The organism is Enterobacter sp. UPMP2052 (assembly GCF_053709675.1).
In genome coordinates this window covers 124,734-139,482 of record NZ_JBSKJR010000005.1, presented here as the reverse complement: position 1 = coordinate 139,482, position 14,749 = coordinate 124,734, and the positions used below count along the sequence as shown (strand labels likewise).

The 14,749-nt window shown below is 57.0% G+C and carries 13 protein-coding genes; 9 read left to right on the top strand and 4 right to left on the bottom strand.

Features of this window, described 5'->3' with window-relative positions; genetic code table 11:
* Positions 1–38: 38 nt before the first annotated feature.
* Genes yrfG through hslO form a run of 3 tightly spaced genes read left to right on the top strand, consistent with a single transcriptional unit; the run spans position 39 to position 2,022 of the window.
* Entirely contained in the window at positions 39–722 is a 684-nt protein-coding gene (yrfG, locus tag ACWKX3_RS15525; protein WP_006177884.1) for a GMP/IMP nucleotidase, read from the top strand.
* Entirely contained in the window at positions 719–1,120 is a 402-nt protein-coding gene (gene hslR, locus ACWKX3_RS15520) for a ribosome-associated heat shock protein Hsp15 (RefSeq protein ID WP_454542057.1), read from the top strand. Before yrfG ends, hslR begins: the two co-directional genes overlap by 4 nt.
* Before the next feature lie 23 nt (positions 1,121–1,143).
* Entirely contained in the window at positions 1,144–2,022 is an 879-nt protein-coding gene (hslO, locus tag ACWKX3_RS15515; protein ID WP_042322244.1) for an Hsp33 family molecular chaperone HslO, read from the top strand.
* A 122-nt stretch (positions 2,023–2,144) separates the two neighbouring features.
* Here the strand turns inward: hslO and ACWKX3_RS15510 are convergent, their stop codons facing one another.
* Complete coding sequence (locus ACWKX3_RS15510; RefSeq protein WP_454542056.1) at positions 2,145–3,896, bottom strand: DUF4153 domain-containing protein; 1,752 nt, start codon at positions 3,894–3,896, stop codon at positions 2,145–2,147.
* A 369-nt stretch (positions 3,897–4,265) separates the two neighbouring features.
* Here ACWKX3_RS15510 and pckA point away from each other — a divergent pair, with 369 nt between their 5' ends.
* Positions 4,266–5,885: a phosphoenolpyruvate carboxykinase (ATP) gene (gene pckA, locus ACWKX3_RS15505; protein WP_058609487.1), complete on the top strand. Its 1,620-nt coding sequence runs from the start codon at positions 4,266–4,268 to the stop codon at positions 5,883–5,885.
* A 134-nt stretch (positions 5,886–6,019) separates the two neighbouring features.
* On the opposite strand, the gene envZ is transcribed toward pckA, so the two are convergent.
* Complete coding sequence (envZ, locus tag ACWKX3_RS15500; protein ID WP_058609488.1) at positions 6,020–7,366, bottom strand: two-component system sensor histidine kinase EnvZ; 1,347 nt, start codon at positions 7,364–7,366, stop codon at positions 6,020–6,022.
* Entirely contained in the window at positions 7,363–8,082 is a 720-nt protein-coding gene (gene ompR / locus ACWKX3_RS15495; RefSeq protein ID WP_006177890.1) for an osmolarity response regulator transcription factor OmpR, read from the bottom strand. Before ompR ends, envZ begins: the two co-directional genes overlap by 4 nt.
* A 232-nt stretch (positions 8,083–8,314) precedes the next feature.
* Here ompR and greB point away from each other — a divergent pair, with 232 nt between their 5' ends.
* The 5 genes from greB to feoC all read left to right on the top strand — a co-directional run bounded on the left by greB (position 8,315) and on the right by feoC (position 14,366).
* On the top strand, positions 8,315–8,788 hold the full coding sequence (greB, locus tag ACWKX3_RS15490; protein ID WP_006177891.1) for a transcription elongation factor GreB: 474 nt from the start codon (positions 8,315–8,317) through the stop codon (positions 8,786–8,788).
* Between the two features lie 87 nt (positions 8,789–8,875).
* Positions 8,876–11,206 carry a Tex family protein gene (locus ACWKX3_RS15485; protein WP_058609489.1) on the top strand — a complete coding sequence of 777 codons (2,331 nt, stop codon included), beginning with the start codon at positions 8,876–8,878 and terminating at the stop codon, positions 11,204–11,206.
* Positions 11,207–11,540: 334 nt separating this feature from the next.
* Positions 11,541–11,768 carry a ferrous iron transporter A gene (feoA, locus tag ACWKX3_RS15480; protein WP_447087695.1) on the top strand — a complete coding sequence of 76 codons (228 nt, stop codon included), beginning with the start codon at positions 11,541–11,543 and terminating at the stop codon, positions 11,766–11,768.
* Positions 11,769–11,798: 30 nt separating this feature from the next.
* Complete coding sequence (gene feoB / locus ACWKX3_RS15475; RefSeq protein WP_454542055.1) at positions 11,799–14,117, top strand: Fe(2+) transporter permease subunit FeoB; 2,319 nt, start codon at positions 11,799–11,801, stop codon at positions 14,115–14,117.
* Positions 14,118–14,129: 12 nt separating this feature from the next.
* The gene (gene feoC / locus ACWKX3_RS15470) at positions 14,130–14,366 is read left to right on the top strand and encodes a [Fe-S]-dependent transcriptional repressor FeoC (protein WP_137903713.1); all 237 of its coding nucleotides are present in this window, start codon (positions 14,130–14,132) and stop codon (positions 14,364–14,366) included.
* A 35-nt stretch (positions 14,367–14,401) separates the two neighbouring features.
* Here feoC and ACWKX3_RS15465 read toward each other — a convergent pair whose 3' ends face one another.
* Entirely contained in the window at positions 14,402–14,671 is a 270-nt protein-coding gene (locus ACWKX3_RS15465) for a YdgH/BhsA/McbA-like domain containing protein (protein ID WP_006177896.1), read from the bottom strand.
* Positions 14,672–14,749 lie beyond the last annotated feature (78 nt).

The window sequence follows — 14,749 nt, the reverse complement described above, 5'->3', positions numbered from 1 at the left end:
CCCTGTCGCGCACGTTTCTTCTGGCTGGAGTTTCCCTTATGCATCTTGATATCGCCTGGCAGGACGTCGATACCGTCCTGCTGGATATGGACGGCACGCTGCTCGATCTCGCCTTTGATAACTACTTCTGGCAAAAGCTGGTGCCGGAAACCTATGGCGAGCAGCAGGGTATCTCCGCCGCAGAAGCGCAGGAATTCATTCGTTCGCAATATAGCGCGGTGCAGCATACGCTAAACTGGTACTGTCTTGATTACTGGAGCGAGCGCCTCGGCCTGGATATTTGCGCCATGACGACGACGCAGGGGCCGCGCGCCGTCTTGCGTGAAGACACGGTGCCGTTCCTGGATGCCCTGAAAGCAAGCGGCAAGCGCCGTATTTTGCTGACCAACGCGCATCCTCATAACCTGGCCGTGAAGCTGGAACACACCGGTCTTGCTGCGCACCTTGATTTATTACTTTCCACCCACACATTTGGTTATCCGAAAGAGGATCAGCGTTTGTGGCATGCGGTAGCGGAAGAGACCGGTTTACAGCCGGAGCGAACCCTGTTCATTGATGACAGCGAGCCGATTCTGGATGCGGCCGCCACGTTCGGGATCCGCTACTGCCTGGGCGTGACCAATCCTGATTCTGGCCTGGCCGAGAAAAGCTACGTGCGGCATCCGGGGCTGAACGATTATCGCCGGATGATCCCCTCACTCACCGTGAAGGAGACGCCATGAAAGAAAAGCCCGTTGATGGGGTAAGACTGGATAAATGGCTGTGGGCTGCCCGTTTTTATAAAACGCGTGCCCTTGCCCGTGAAATGGTTGACGGCGGCAAAGTGCATTACAACGGCCAGCGCAGCAAACCGAGCAAGCTGGTTGAACTGAATGCCACCCTGACGCTTCGCCAGGGCAACGATGAAAAAACGGTGGTGGTGAAAGCCATCACCGAGCAGCGGCGCCCCGCAACCGAAGCCGTTTTGCTTTATGAAGAGACGGCAGAAAGCATTGAGAAGCGCGAGAAAACCGCGCTGGCGCGCAGAATGAACGCGCTGACGATGCCACACCCGGACCGGCGACCGGATAAGAAAGAGCGCCGCGATCTGATGAAATTTAAACACGGTGAGAGCGAATAACCTCACCTGCACGAGAGATGAAAATGGCCCAACACGACCAATTACACCGCTATCTGTTTGAACAATTCGCCGTGCGCGGCGAGCTGGTCACCGTATCCGAAACCTGGAAACAGATTCTGGAAAACCACAACTACCCGCTGCCGGTGAAAAACCTGTTGGGCGAACTGCTGGTTGCCACCAGCCTGCTGACCGCCACGCTGAAATTCGCAGGCGATATCACCGTGCAGCTGCAGGGCGATGGCCCGATGACGCTGGCAGTGATCAACGGCAACAACCAGCAGCAGATGCGCGGCGTGGCGCGCGTTCAGGGCGACGTACCTGAAAACGCAGACCTCAAAACGCTGGTGGGTAATGGCTACCTGGTCATCACCATTTCTCCAGAAGAAGGCGAGCGCTATCAGGGCGTTGTCGGTCTGGAAGGCGATACCCTGGCCGCCTGTCTGGAAGATTACTTCATGCGTTCTGAACAGCTGCCTACCCGTCTGTTCATCCGCACCGGTGAAGTGGGCGGCCAGCCGGCGGCTGGCGGTATGCTGCTGCAGGTTCTGCCTGCTCAGGACGCGCAGACCAACGATTTCGAGCACCTGGCGACGCTGACGGAAACCATCAAAGCGGAAGAGCTGTTCACCCTGTCAGCGACCGACGTGCTGTGGCGTCTGTATCACGAAGAAGAAGTGACGGTTTACGATCCGCAGGCGGTTGAGTTTAAGTGCACCTGCTCCCGTGAACGTTGTGCGGGCGCGCTAAAAACCCTGCCAGATGAAGAGATCGACAGCATCATGGCGGAAGACGGCGAAATCGACATGCACTGTGACTACTGCGGCACGCATTACGTGTTCAATTCGATGGATATTGCGGAAATCCGCAATAACGCCTCCCCGGCGGATCCGCAGGTTCACTAAGCTCTGAGTCTGTTGCCCGACGGCGCTATGCTTGCACGGGCCTACAAAAAATTGTGCAATCTCTTGATATGATTGCTCATTGTAGGCCGGGTAAGCGTAGCGTTACCCGGCAAGAAAGTACGCTAGCGCCACTGCGCGTTGTTGTAACTGTCGTAACTCATGTCGACACGCTCCCCGAAAATCTCAATATCCGCCCAGGGTTTCACGATAGATTTCACCTTCCCCTGCCGTAATGCGCGGTCGAGTTCTTCTCTGGTCAATGCCTCCGGCATTTTCCACGCGTCTCCGGCTATCCTCCAGCCTGTGTCTGTTTGTGTGTAAGCCACGATCGTGCGATCGGTGAATTGATACAGTACCGCTTCCGGTTTGCCGTCTCCGTTGAGATCGAGCGACATGAGCAAACAGTTACCCTGGGCGCTATCACAGCTCTCAAAGCGATACTGATTGCTGAGCATGGCTTGCCATAATCCCTTGTCAGGACGGGCCATTCCCGGCGCGAGCTGGATCTGCTTTTCCAGCATCGCGGCGGTCATTTTCTCCGCCCCGCCACGGTTTTCAGAGAGAAGACCATTAAGCTCGCGCTGGCGCTTAGGGTTTGAAATAAACTGCGGATCGTTTTGCAGCATTTCCAGCGCCTCTCGTCCCTTACGCCCGCTGTGGCTGAGCATAGACAGGCTTATCTGATCTGCCGCGAGCCGCCCTTCCTTGTAGCGCGCCATATGGCTGTTCACGCTAATGCGCCACGGGTCGAGCACGGGGGTGTGGATCAATATCAGAAAGAGCAGTGAGAGCAACCCTGTCGCTGGCGTGACGTACGCCTGGATCTTCTGCGATTCACGACGGTAGAAAAGGACGCTGACGCAAAAACCGACTGCCCATACCAGCGCCACCATAGTGACCAACGTGCCGTACAGGCGGTCGGGCGACCAGCCGTACTGTGAAATGCGCAGCCACAGTGCCCATGCGGCCAGAACGGGATAAACCGGCACAACGATCACCGCCAGGCGAACCAAAGCGTTCAGCGCAGAGTAGTAAGGCAACGTGCGGCGCTGCGGATGCCAGACGACCGTCACCAGAAGCAGCAACAGTAACGCCAGCGTCGTGAGCAGGCCCGCTGCGGAGATGCGTGTTGAAATGGTATCCAGGCCCACGAAAGGCAATGCGCCGATAAAAAGCAACGCCAGCGCCGCCGTCAACGGCAGCAGGCCGGTGGCGATAAGCGTGAGCAGATGCTGCAATGCGGCGATGAGCCGCACCTGCACGCGGGCCAGCACGGCCGCACTCGCCGAAACGATGCCGAATGAGAGGCTAATAAACCAGGCCGTATCAAAGAAAAGCCGTTCGAAAAATGCGATGCCGATGAGCTTAAAGAGTTCGGCCCACAGGAAAAGCACCAGCCAGAACAGGCCGTTAGAGACAAAAACGATGGCTATCGTCAGCGCGTTCTGCCAGTTCCTGGCATAGAAATCGCTGTAAAAGGCCCCTTCTGGCGCAAGACGCCGTTGGATCCAGGGCAGGATAAACAGCGTCATCAGCAGGAGATGAAAGCCAAAAAAGAGCAGCGTCTCCCTCACGTCCCACTGCCCAAGCCCCGACAAGGACCCTTTAAGCCAGGCCCCCATGCCCGCCACGACAGCGCCGAGCCCCCCTAACGCCAGCCATAAAAAACGGGCGTTGAGCGACGTGACCGAAAGCGCCAGCGTGGTGGTCATCACCACCGTGGCGGGTATCAGGCACAGCAGCCACAGCGTGTTGGACGGCAAGCTGGCATAGTCGATGTACCAGGTCACCGCGTAGCACAGCGCTCCCTGCAATGCGCCGGCAAGTACCACGGCACCACGCGCCGGGAGCGACAGCGTCTCACTGTTTTCCATTTCTCATCCCTTTTTCACGAAAAGCGTATTGTTTCAGGACAGGCGCCCTCAACATAGTCAGAAATCTGCATTGCTGCAGGCGATGTGAATCGTTTTTAGCACTGTAACTCTTACGTAATTTTCCAACATGTATGCGATTACATTCACATTCTCTCCGTTAAAATCACCAGCATTTAACCTTTTAGGAACATTTTCCCCACCCAAAAAGCGATTCCTGCGATAATCCGCCTGCCCTGTGACTGGAGTCGCAGCGTTTTCCGTTAGCAAGGGTTTTGTCCAGATACGTAAATCTATGAGCCCCGTCGCGGTTAACAACCCCAGAAAAACCCTACAATTTCAGGCAGTACATATTGGCTAAGGAGCAGTGATATGCGTGTTACTGGTTTAACCCCGCAAGATCTCAAGGCTTATGGTATTCACGACGTCCAGGAAGTCGTCTACAACCCCGATTACGATACGTTGTATCAGGAAGAGCTCAATCCAGCACTGGAAGGATACGAGCGAGGTGTGTTGACGAACCTTGGTGCTATCGCCGTCGATACCGGTATTTTTACCGGTCGTTCGCCGAAAGATAAGTATATCGTCCGAGACGAAACCACCCGCGATACGCTGTGGTGGGCTGATAAAGGCAAAGGGAAGAACGATAACAAACCGCTCTCCCCGGAAACCTGGCAGCATCTGAAAGGGCTCGTCACCCATCAACTTTCCGGCAAGCGTCTGTTTATTGTCGATGCTTTCTGCGGCGCGAACGCCGACACCCGTCTCTCCGTGCGTTTTATCACCGAAGTGGCCTGGCAGGCGCATTTCGTGAAGAACATGTTTATTCGCCCAACCGACGAAGAGCTGCACGATTTCACCCCTGACTTCATCGTGATGAACGGCGCGAAATGCACTAACCCACAGTGGAAAGAGCAGGGCCTGAACTCCGAAAACTTCATCGCCTTCAACCTGACCGAGCGCATCCAGCTGATCGGCGGGACCTGGTACGGCGGCGAAATGAAGAAAGGGATGTTCTCGGTGATGAACTACCTGCTGCCGCTGCGCGGTATTGCCTCGATGCACTGCTCTGCAAACGTTGGGGAGAAAGGCGATGTGGCGGTATTCTTCGGCCTGTCCGGCACCGGTAAAACCACCCTCTCCACCGATCCGAAACGCCGCCTGATTGGCGACGACGAACACGGTTGGGATGATGACGGCGTGTTTAACTTTGAAGGCGGCTGCTACGCGAAGACCATTCGCCTGTCTGAAGAGGCGGAGCCGGATATTTACCACGCCATCCGACGCGATGCGCTGCTGGAAAACGTCACCGTGCGTGCCGATGGCTCCATCGACTTCGACGACGCCTCGAAAACCGAGAACACCCGCGTCTCTTACCCGATCTATCACATCGACAATATCGTTAAGCCGGTGTCAAAAGCGGGTCACGCGACGAAGGTGATTTTCCTGACGGCTGATGCGTTCGGCGTGTTGCCGCCGGTTTCTCGCCTGACGGCCAGCCAGACGCAGTACCACTTCCTCTCCGGTTTTACCGCTAAACTGGCGGGGACCGAGCGTGGCGTAACGGAGCCAACGCCAACCTTCTCCGCCTGCTTCGGCGCGGCGTTCCTGTCGCTGCACCCGACACAGTACGCTGAAGTGCTGGTGAAACGCATGCAGGCCGTCGGCGCGCAGGCGTATCTGGTGAACACCGGCTGGAACGGCACCGGCAAACGTATCTCTATCAAAGATACCCGCGCCATTATCGACGCCATTCTGGATGGTTCGCTGGATAACGCCGAAACCTTCACGCTGCCGATGTTTGATCTGGCGATCCCGACGGAGCTGCCGGGCGTGGAGACGCGTATTCTCGACCCGCGCAATACCTACGGTTCACCGGAGCAGTGGCGTGAGAAGGCGGAATCGCTGGCGAAGCTGTTTATTGAGAACTTTGAGAAGTATACCGACACCCCGGCGGGCGTTGCGCTGGTGAGTGCGGGACCAAAGCTGTAACCCTTGCCCCTCACCCTAACCCTCTCCCACGGGGAGAGGGAACATCATCATCTTCGCCCGGCGTTAGGGAAGATCATCTCCCTCTCCCCGTGGGAGAGGGCCGGGGTGAGGGCATCAGACCGCACCTTCGAGATTTAACTCTCTTTCACCTGCCCACGCGTCACCGGCACAGGTAGCCAGGCGCGAATGCTCAAACCGCCCCGCTCGCTGGTGCCAATCTCCAGCAACCCGTTATGGTTATCGACAATACGCTGCACAATCGCGAGGCCTAAACCCGTTCCGCTGGTACTGCGCGCACTGTCGCCGCGTACAAACGGCTGGAACAGATGTTTACGCTGCTCAGGCTTAATGCCCGGACCATCGTCTTCCACCTGGAACCACGCGCGGTTAAGTTCTGAGCCGCTGCTGACCTTGATCCACCCGTTGCCGTATCGCGCCGCGTTAACCACCATATTGGCGACCGCACGCTTGATCGAGAGAGGATGCATACGCACCTGAATCTCGCCCGCCTGGAGGTCGGTATCAATTTCACGCTCGTAACCGCTCTCGGCGGCCACCACTTCACCCAGTACCGCGTTCAGGTCGGCCATTTCCATTGGCATCTCCTGCCCGGTGCGCAGGTAGTCAATGAACTGCTCGATAATGGCATTACACTCTTCGATGTCCTTGTTGATGGACTCGGCGAGATACCCGTCCTGCTCGCCCATCATCTCGGTTGCCAGACGAATACGCGTCAGCGGAGTACGCAGGTCATGGCTCACCCCCGCCATCAGCAGCGTGCGGTCGTCCGCCAGCTGCTTCACGCCTGCCGCCATGTGGTTAAAGGCGCGCGTCACCGAACGCACCTCCGACGCACCATACTCGCGCAGCGGCGGTGGAATAATCCCTTTACCGACCTGCAGCGCCGCGTGCTCCAGGTCAACCAGCGGTCGGTTCTGTATACGGATAAACAGCCACGCGCCCCCTATCGCCAGCAGCATGATCGCAAGGGTATAGCGGAACAGCGGAGAGAAGTCGCCCTGATGGATTTCAGTCAGCGGGACGCGCACCCAGATGTTGGGTGACAGCCAGGTTTTCAGCCAGACGACGGGCGAGCTTTTGTTGACCTCAACGCGCACTTCGGTTGGGCCACCCAGCTGCTGCGCCATTTGCTGGCTGAGGAATTCATAGTGCTGCGCCCAGCGCAGACCCGCGTCTTCCGCCGCCTCATTCGAGTAAAGCGAAATGCCCAGTTCACGGTAGATTTCACGGCGAAACGCCGGGGGAACAACTAACTGCGTGCCGTCCTCCAGCTGCAGTTTATCGGTCATCAGCATACGGACTTCGTACGCCAGAACCTTATTAAACTGCTGGAGGCTCGGCAGGATCGCAAAGTTCAGCACCACCAGGTAGGTTGTCACCAGGCTGACAAACAGCAAGGTGACAATCAGGAGCAGAGTGCGGGCAAACGAGCTTCGCGGTGAGAAGCGCATTCGCCTCATGCTTTAGCGCCGTCCGGGACAAAGACGTAGCCCAGACCCCATACGGTCTGAATGTAACGAGGATGCGCCGGATCTTCTTCCACCATGCGGCGCAGACGGGAGATCTGCACGTCGATGGAACGTTCCATTGCGGAGTATTCGCGGCCACGCGCCAGGTTCATCAGCTTATCGCGGGAGAGCGGCTCACGCGGGTGGCTCACCAGCGCTTTCAGGACGGCAAACTCACCGCTGGTCAGCGGCATTGGCTCGTCTTCACGGAACATCTCGCGCGTGCCGAGGTTCAGCTTAAACTTGCCGAAGGCGATAACCGCCTCTTCCTGCGACGGTGCGCCAGGCAGTTCGTTCGCCTGACGGCGCAGCACGGCGCGGATACGGGCCAGCAGCTCGCGCGGGTTGAACGGTTTTGGAATGTAGTCGTCAGCGCCGATCTCCAGGCCCACGATACGGTCAACTTCTTCGCCCTTCGCCGTCACCATGATGATCGGCATCGGGTTGCTCTGGCTACGCAGGCGGCGGCAAATAGAGAGGCCGTCTTCGCCCGGCAGCATCAGGTCGAGGACCATCAGGTGGAACGATTCGCGAGTCAGCAGACGGTCCATCTGCTCGGCGTTCGCCACGCTACGAACCTGGAAGCCCTGCTCGGTCAGATAACGTTCGAGCAGCGCGCGCAGGCGCATGTCGTCATCCACGACCAGAATTTTATAGTTCTCTTGCATTATGTGTACTCCCAAAGGTTCGGATCGTTTAATAACAGCGTATTCTAAAAAAGTGCACGTATTCGACCAGCGAATTCTGGTATAAATTCTAGTCGAAATTGTTACAAAGCATATTTAACAGCAGCTTATCTGCACACATCATCACATAAACCCTTATTTACACTGTCTGTTATTTTATGTGATACGTAATGTGCGAAAGGTTTGCAACGATGTCGAGTCAGAAGGTCACACCATGAAAACGCCCCTGATCACCCGCGAAGGGTACGAGAAGCTCAAAAAAGAGATGGATTACCTGTGGCGCGAAGAGCGTCCGGAAGTGACCAAAAAAGTCACCTGGGCTGCGAGCCTGGGCGATCGCAGCGAAAATGCTGACTACCAATACAACAAAAAGCGGCTGCGCGAAATCGACCGCCGCGTACGCTACCTGACGAAATGCCTCGAACACCTCAAAATCGTCGATTACTCCCCGCAGCAGGAGGGCAAAGTGTTCTTTGGCGCGTGGGTGGAAATAGAGAATGACGACGGCGACACCCTGCGTTTTCGGATTGTCGGCTACGATGAAATTTTTGGTCGTAAGGATTACATCTCCATCGATTCCCCCATGGCCCGCGCCCTGCTGAAAAAGGAAGTGGGCGATTTAGCCGTTGTCCAGACCCCTGGCGGGGAAGCGAGCTGGTACGTGAACGAAATCGAGTACGTTAAATAGTCCGAGAGCGCCCTCCACGGCTGGCATTTTGCCGTGTCAGCCCGTATAACTATCCCCTGATTTTTCGACCCAACAGATGATAAAGCCATGATGAAAGAGTCGCTCTGCCGCATTATTGCGGGTGATATTCAGGCCAGAGCCGAACAGGTAGAAGCTGCCGTTCGCCTGCTTGATGAAGGGAACACCGTGCCGTTTATTGCACGTTATCGTAAGGAAGTCACCGGTGGTCTGGATGACACACAGCTGCGTAATCTGGAGACCCGCCTGGGCTACCTGCGCGAGCTGGAAGACCGACGTCAGGCCATCCTGAAATCCATCGGCGAACAGGGCAAACTGACCAGCGATCTGGAAAAAGCCATTAACGGCACCCTCAGCAAAACCGAATTAGAAGATCTCTATCTGCCGTACAAACCAAAGCGCCGCACGCGCGGGCAGATTGCGATCGAAGCAGGTCTTGAGCCGCTGGCCGATCTGCTGTGGAACGACCCCTCTCACGATCCGGACACCGAAGCCGCGAAATTTATCGACGCCGATAAAGGCGTGGCGGACACCAAGGCTGCGCTCGATGGCGCACGCTATATTCTGATGGAGCGTTTCTCTGAAGACGCGGCGCTGCTCGCCAAAGTGCGTGATTATCTGTGGAAGAATGCCCACATCGTCTCGACCGTTGTCAGCGGTAAAGAGGAAGAAGGCGCGAAGTTCCGCGACTACTTCGACCATCACGAACCGATTTCTACCGCGCCGTCGCACCGCGCGCTGGCCATGTTCCGCGGCCGCAACGAAGGCGTATTGCAGCTCTCCCTGAATGCCGACCCTCAGTTCGACGAGCCGCCAAAAGAGAGCCACTGCGAGCAGATCATCATCGACCACCTCGGCCTGCGCCTGAACAACGCCCCGGCAGATGCCTGGCGTAAAGGCGTGGTGAGCTGGACGTGGCGCATTAAGGTGCTGATGCACCTCGAAACCGAGCTGATGGGTACCGTGCGCGAGCGTGCGGAAGACGAGGCGATCAACGTCTTTGCCCGTAACCTGCACGACCTGCTGATGGCCGCGCCGGCGGGCCTGCGCGCGACCATGGGCCTCGATCCGGGCCTGCGTACCGGCGTGAAAGTGGCGGTGGTTGACGGGACCGGCAAGCTGGTCGCGACCGACACCATCTATCCGCATACCGGCCAGGCAGCCAAAGCGGCTGTTGCGGTAGCGGCGCTGTGCGAGAAGTACAACGTTGAGCTGGTTGCCATCGGTAACGGCACCGCGTCACGCGAAACCGAGCGGTTCTACCTGGATGTACAGAAGCAGTTCCCGAAAGTCACGGCGCAGAAGGTCATCGTCAGCGAAGCGGGCGCGTCCGTTTATTCCGCGTCCGAACTGGCGGCGCAGGAGTTCCCGGATCTCGACGTTTCACTGCGCGGTGCCGTCTCAATTGCCCGCCGTCTGCAGGATCCGCTGGCGGAGCTGGTGAAGATAGACCCGAAATCCATCGGCGTGGGCCAGTATCAACACGACGTGAGCCAGACGCAGCTGGCACGCAAGCTGGATGCGGTAGTAGAAGACTGTGTTAACGCCGTCGGCGTAGACCTCAACACCGCTTCCGTTCCCCTGCTGACGCGCGTAGCGGGCTTAACCCGCATGATGGCGCAGAACATTGTGGCCTGGCGCGACGAGAACGGTCAGTTCAAGAACCGCCAGCAGCTCCTGAAGGTAAGCCGTCTGGGGCCGAAAGCCTTTGAGCAGTGTGCGGGCTTCCTGCGTATCAACCATGGCGACAACCCGCTGGATGCGTCCACCGTTCACCCGGAAGCCTATCCTGTCGTGGAGCGTATTCTGGCGGCCACCCAACAGGCGCTGAAAGATCTGATGGGCGATAACAGCGCGCTGCGTAATCTGAAAGCGGTCGATTTCACCGACGAACAGTTCGGCGTGCCGACCGTGACGGACATTATCAAAGAGCTGGAAAAGCCGGGCCGCGATCCGCGTCCTGAATTTAAAACCGCCACCTTTGCTGACGGCGTCGAAACCATGAACGACCTGCTGCCGGGCATGGTGCTGGAAGGCGCAGTGACCAACGTCACCAACTTTGGTGCGTTTGTCGATATCGGCGTGCATCAGGATGGCCTGGTCCACATCTCCTCCCTCGCCGACAAGTTCGTGGAAGATCCGCACACCGTGGTCAAAGCGGGCGACATCGTGAAGGTGAAGGTGCTGGAAGTGGATCTGCAGCGCAAGCGTATCGCCCTGACCATGCGTCTGGACGAGCAGCCTGGCGAAACCAACGCGCGCCGTGGCAGCAACGGCGGTGGCCGCGAACAGCAGCGCCCGGCGGCCAAAGCGGCAAAACCACGCGGTCGCGAGGCACAACCGGCTGGCAACAGCGCGATGATGGATGCGCTGGCGGCGGCAATGGGTAAGAAGCGCTAAGTGGCTAAACGCCCGGTGGCGCTGCGCTTACCGGGCCTACGATTTTTGTAGGCCCGGCATACAGATCGCAGAAAATTAAATAATTAAGTCCTCACTCATTTATAAAAAATATGAAACCGGTTGTATATCCGTATTTACACCACTATTTATCACATCTTTAACAAATAACCCTTTTGCGCTTCATTTCTTAAAATCACTAATATTGAGCAAGGTCAAACTGGCGCGAAATTAATTGCACCAACAACATCCCGTCACATTTTTATTATTGCTGATAAAAACTATTCTCATTATCATCCTGTAGTAGATTATTTAACCTTCCGTGGAATCAGGCATTATGCAATTTACACCAGACAGTGCATGGAAAATTACCGGTTTTACCCGTGAAATTAGCCCGGCCTATCGGCAGAAGCTGCTGTCGTTGGGCATGCTCCCCGGCTCGTCATTCCAGGTCGTACGCGTTGCGCCCCTGGGCGATCCCGTTCATATCGAAACCCGACGCGTCAATCTGGTATTGCGTAAAAAAGACCTCGCATTAATTGAAGTCGAACCCTTATCCCGATAACACGCCAGCGGTTTCAGTGAGTCTATTACAATGAAAAAATTAACTATTGGCTTAATTGGCAATCCTAATTCCGGCAAGACAACCTTATTTAACCAGCTTACCGGCGCACGTCAGCGCGTGGGGAACTGGGCAGGCGTAACGGTAGAACGAAAAGAGGGTCAATTCACGACCACGGATAATCAGGTAACGTTAGTTGACCTGCCCGGCACCTATTCGTTAACCACCATCTCTTCGCAAACCTCGCTCGATGAGCAGATCGCCTGCCACTATATTTTGAGCGGCGATGCAGACTTACTGATTAACGTCGTGGACGCCTCCAACCTGGAGCGTAACCTCTACCTGACGCTGCAGCTGCTTGAGCTGGGCATTCCCTGCATCGTCGCGCTCAACATGCTCGACATTGCGGAAAAGCAGAACCTGCGTATTGATATTGATGCGCTCTCTGCCCGTCTGGGCTGCCCGGTGGTGCCGCTGGTTTCGACCCGCGCTCGCGGCATTGATGCCCTGAAGCTGGCGATTGACCGTCATACCGGAAACAGCGACGTTGAGCTGGTGCATTACGCCCGGCCGCTGCTGCGCGAAGCCAGCGCCCTGGCACAGGCAATGGACGGCACCCTGCCCGCCCGCCAGCGCCAGTGGCTCGGCCTGCAGATGCTGGAAGGCGATATTTACAGCCGCGCCTATGCGGGCAACGCGGCGGATAAGCTGGACGTTGCGCTGGCGCGTCTCAACGACGAATTCGACGACCCGGCTCTACATATCGCGGATGCGCGCTATCAGGCCATCGCGGCCATTTGCGACGTGGTCAGCAACGCGTTAACGGCAGAACCGAGCCGCTTTACCGCCGCGATTGATAAAATTGTCCTCAATCGTTTCCTCGGCCTGCCCGTTTTCCTGCTCGTGATGTACCTCATGTTCCTGCTCGCCATTAACATCGGCGGTGCGTTACAGCCTATTTTCGACGCCGGATCGGTTGCGATCTTCGTGCACGGCATTCAGTGGCTGGGTTACACCCTGCGCTTCCCGGAATGGCTGACCATCTTCCTCGCCCAAGGGCTGGGCGGCGGTATCAATACCGTTCTGCCGCTGGTGCCGCAGATTGGCATGATGTACCTGTTCCTCTCCTTCCTTGAGGACTCCGGCTACATGGCCCGCGCCGCGTTCGTGATGGACCGTCTGATGCAGGCGCTGGGCCTGCCGGGTAAATCCTTCGTACCGCTGATTGTCGGCTTCGGCTGCAACGTCCCGTCGGTGATGGGCGCCCGCACGCTCGATGCCCCGCGTGAACGTCTGATGACCATCATGATGGCACCGTTTATGTCCTGCGGCGCACGACTGGCTATCTTCGCGGTCTTTGCGGCGGCCTTTTTTGGCCAGCAGGGTGCGCTGGCGGTCTTCTCGCTGTACGTGCTGGGCATCGTGATGGCGATCCTGACCGGCCTGATGCTCAAACACACCATCATGCGCGGTGAAGCGTCGCCGTTTGTGATGGAGCTGCCGGTTTACCACGTGCCGCATCTTAAGAGCCTGGTGATCCAGACCTGGCAGCGCCTGAAAGGCTTCGTACTGCGTGCCGGTAAAGTTATCGTGATTGTCAGTATTTTCCTGAGCGCGTTGAACAGCTTCACCCTGAGCGGGCAAGCGGCAGATAACATCAACGACTCCGCGCTGGCCTCCGTCAGCCGCGTCATCACGCCGGTGTTCAAACCGATTGGCGTGCATGAAGATAACTGGCAGGCGACCGTGGGCCTGTTCACCGGGGCGATGGCAAAAGAGGTGGTTGTGGGTACGCTCAACACCCTCTACACCGCTGAAAACATTCAGGAGCAGGCGTTTAACCCGGCAGAGTTTCACCTCGGTGACGAGTTGCTCGGCGCGGTGGATGAGACCTGGCAGAGCCTGAAAGACACCTTTAGCCTGAGCGTTCTGGCAAACCCCATCGAAGCCAGTAAAGGCGACGGCGAAATGGCCACCGGTGCCATGGGCGTGATGAGCGAGAAGTTTGGCAGCGCCTCAGCGGCCTACAGCTACCTGATCTTCGTGCTGCTGTACATTCCGTGCATCTCCGTGATGGGGGCGATTGCCCGTGAATCCAGCCGCGGCTGGATGGGCTTCTCCGTACTGTGGGGGCTTAACATCGCGTACTCGCTGTCGACGGTGTTTTATCAGGCGGCTAACTTCAGCCAGCATCCGCGCTACAGCCTGGTCTGCATTCTGGCGGTGATCCTGTTCAACGTGGTTGTTATCGGCCTGCTGCGTCGGGCGCGTAGCCGCGTTGACGTTAACCTGCTGGCGACCCGTAAAACCCCCGCCACCTGCTGCAACAGCCCGGCTGGCGACTGTCATTAAGAGGTGAACACCATGGCATCGTTAATTCAGGTTCGGGATTTACTGGCATTACAGGGACGGATGGAGGCAAAACAGATGAGCATCAACCTGCATACGCCGCAACCGATGATCGATGCCATGCTGGAAAGGCTGGAAGCCATGGGAAAAGCCGTGCGTATTCAGGAAGAGCCGAACGATTGCCTGTCGGGCAGTTGCAAAAGCTGTCCTGAAGGAAAGGCCTGCCTCAGGGAGTGGTGGGCGCTGCGTTAAGCGAGAGCCGGGCGTAACTGCCCGGCTCTGTTGTATTACTTAAAGACTTCAGCCGTAGCATGCACGTTTTTGGTGTCTTTCTGCGCGCTGGTAATCACGTAGTATTTTCCGCCCAGCTCATCCGCTTTTTTGGACAGCTCGCGCTTCGCATCCATCGGTGCTGTGGTGTCAGACGTGGTGATCTCCCCCACCTTGGTCAGATTCATCTCTTTGACCTTATCTTTTTGCAGCTCTTCTGCCGCAAACACGCCAAATGACAGAGACCCAATAACCAGAGAAGTGACAATACCTGTAACAAGTTTCATAACCCGACTCTCCTTAGGATTGTTGTTTTGATTATCGTAGGCAGAACAACCGCAACGACACCTTGAGTATTGTTGCGG

Excerpts from the sequence above, each read along its gene's own strand:
- feoC (WP_137903713.1), top strand. The coding sequence starts at position 14,130 with ATGGCATCGTTAATTCAGGTTCGGGATTTACTGGCATTACAGGGACGG.
- hslO (WP_042322244.1), top strand. The coding sequence starts at position 1,144 with ATGGCCCAACACGACCAATTACACCGCTATCTGTTTGAACAATTCGCC.
- yrfG (WP_006177884.1), top strand. The coding sequence starts at position 39 with ATGCATCTTGATATCGCCTGGCAGGACGTCGATACCGTCCTGCTGGAT.
- pckA (WP_058609487.1), top strand. The coding sequence starts at position 4,266 with ATGCGTGTTACTGGTTTAACCCCGCAAGATCTCAAGGCTTATGGTATT.
- greB (WP_006177891.1), top strand. The coding sequence starts at position 8,315 with ATGAAAACGCCCCTGATCACCCGCGAAGGGTACGAGAAGCTCAAAAAA.
- ACWKX3_RS15485 (WP_058609489.1), top strand. The coding sequence starts at position 8,876 with ATGATGAAAGAGTCGCTCTGCCGCATTATTGCGGGTGATATTCAGGCC.
- envZ (WP_058609488.1), bottom strand. The coding sequence starts at position 7,366 with ATGAGGCGAATGCGCTTCTCACCGCGAAGCTCGTTTGCCCGCACTCTG.
- ompR (WP_006177890.1), bottom strand. The coding sequence starts at position 8,082 with ATGCAAGAGAACTATAAAATTCTGGTCGTGGATGACGACATGCGCCTG.
- ACWKX3_RS15510 (WP_454542056.1), bottom strand. The coding sequence starts at position 3,896 with ATGGAAAACAGTGAGACGCTGTCGCTCCCGGCGCGTGGTGCCGTGGTA.
- feoA (WP_447087695.1), top strand. The coding sequence starts at position 11,541 with ATGCAATTTACACCAGACAGTGCATGGAAAATTACCGGTTTTACCCGT.
- feoB (WP_454542055.1), top strand. The coding sequence starts at position 11,799 with ATGAAAAAATTAACTATTGGCTTAATTGGCAATCCTAATTCCGGCAAG.
- ACWKX3_RS15465 (WP_006177896.1), bottom strand. The coding sequence starts at position 14,671 with ATGAAACTTGTTACAGGTATTGTCACTTCTCTGGTTATTGGGTCTCTG.
- hslR (WP_454542057.1), top strand. The coding sequence starts at position 719 with ATGAAAGAAAAGCCCGTTGATGGGGTAAGACTGGATAAATGGCTGTGG.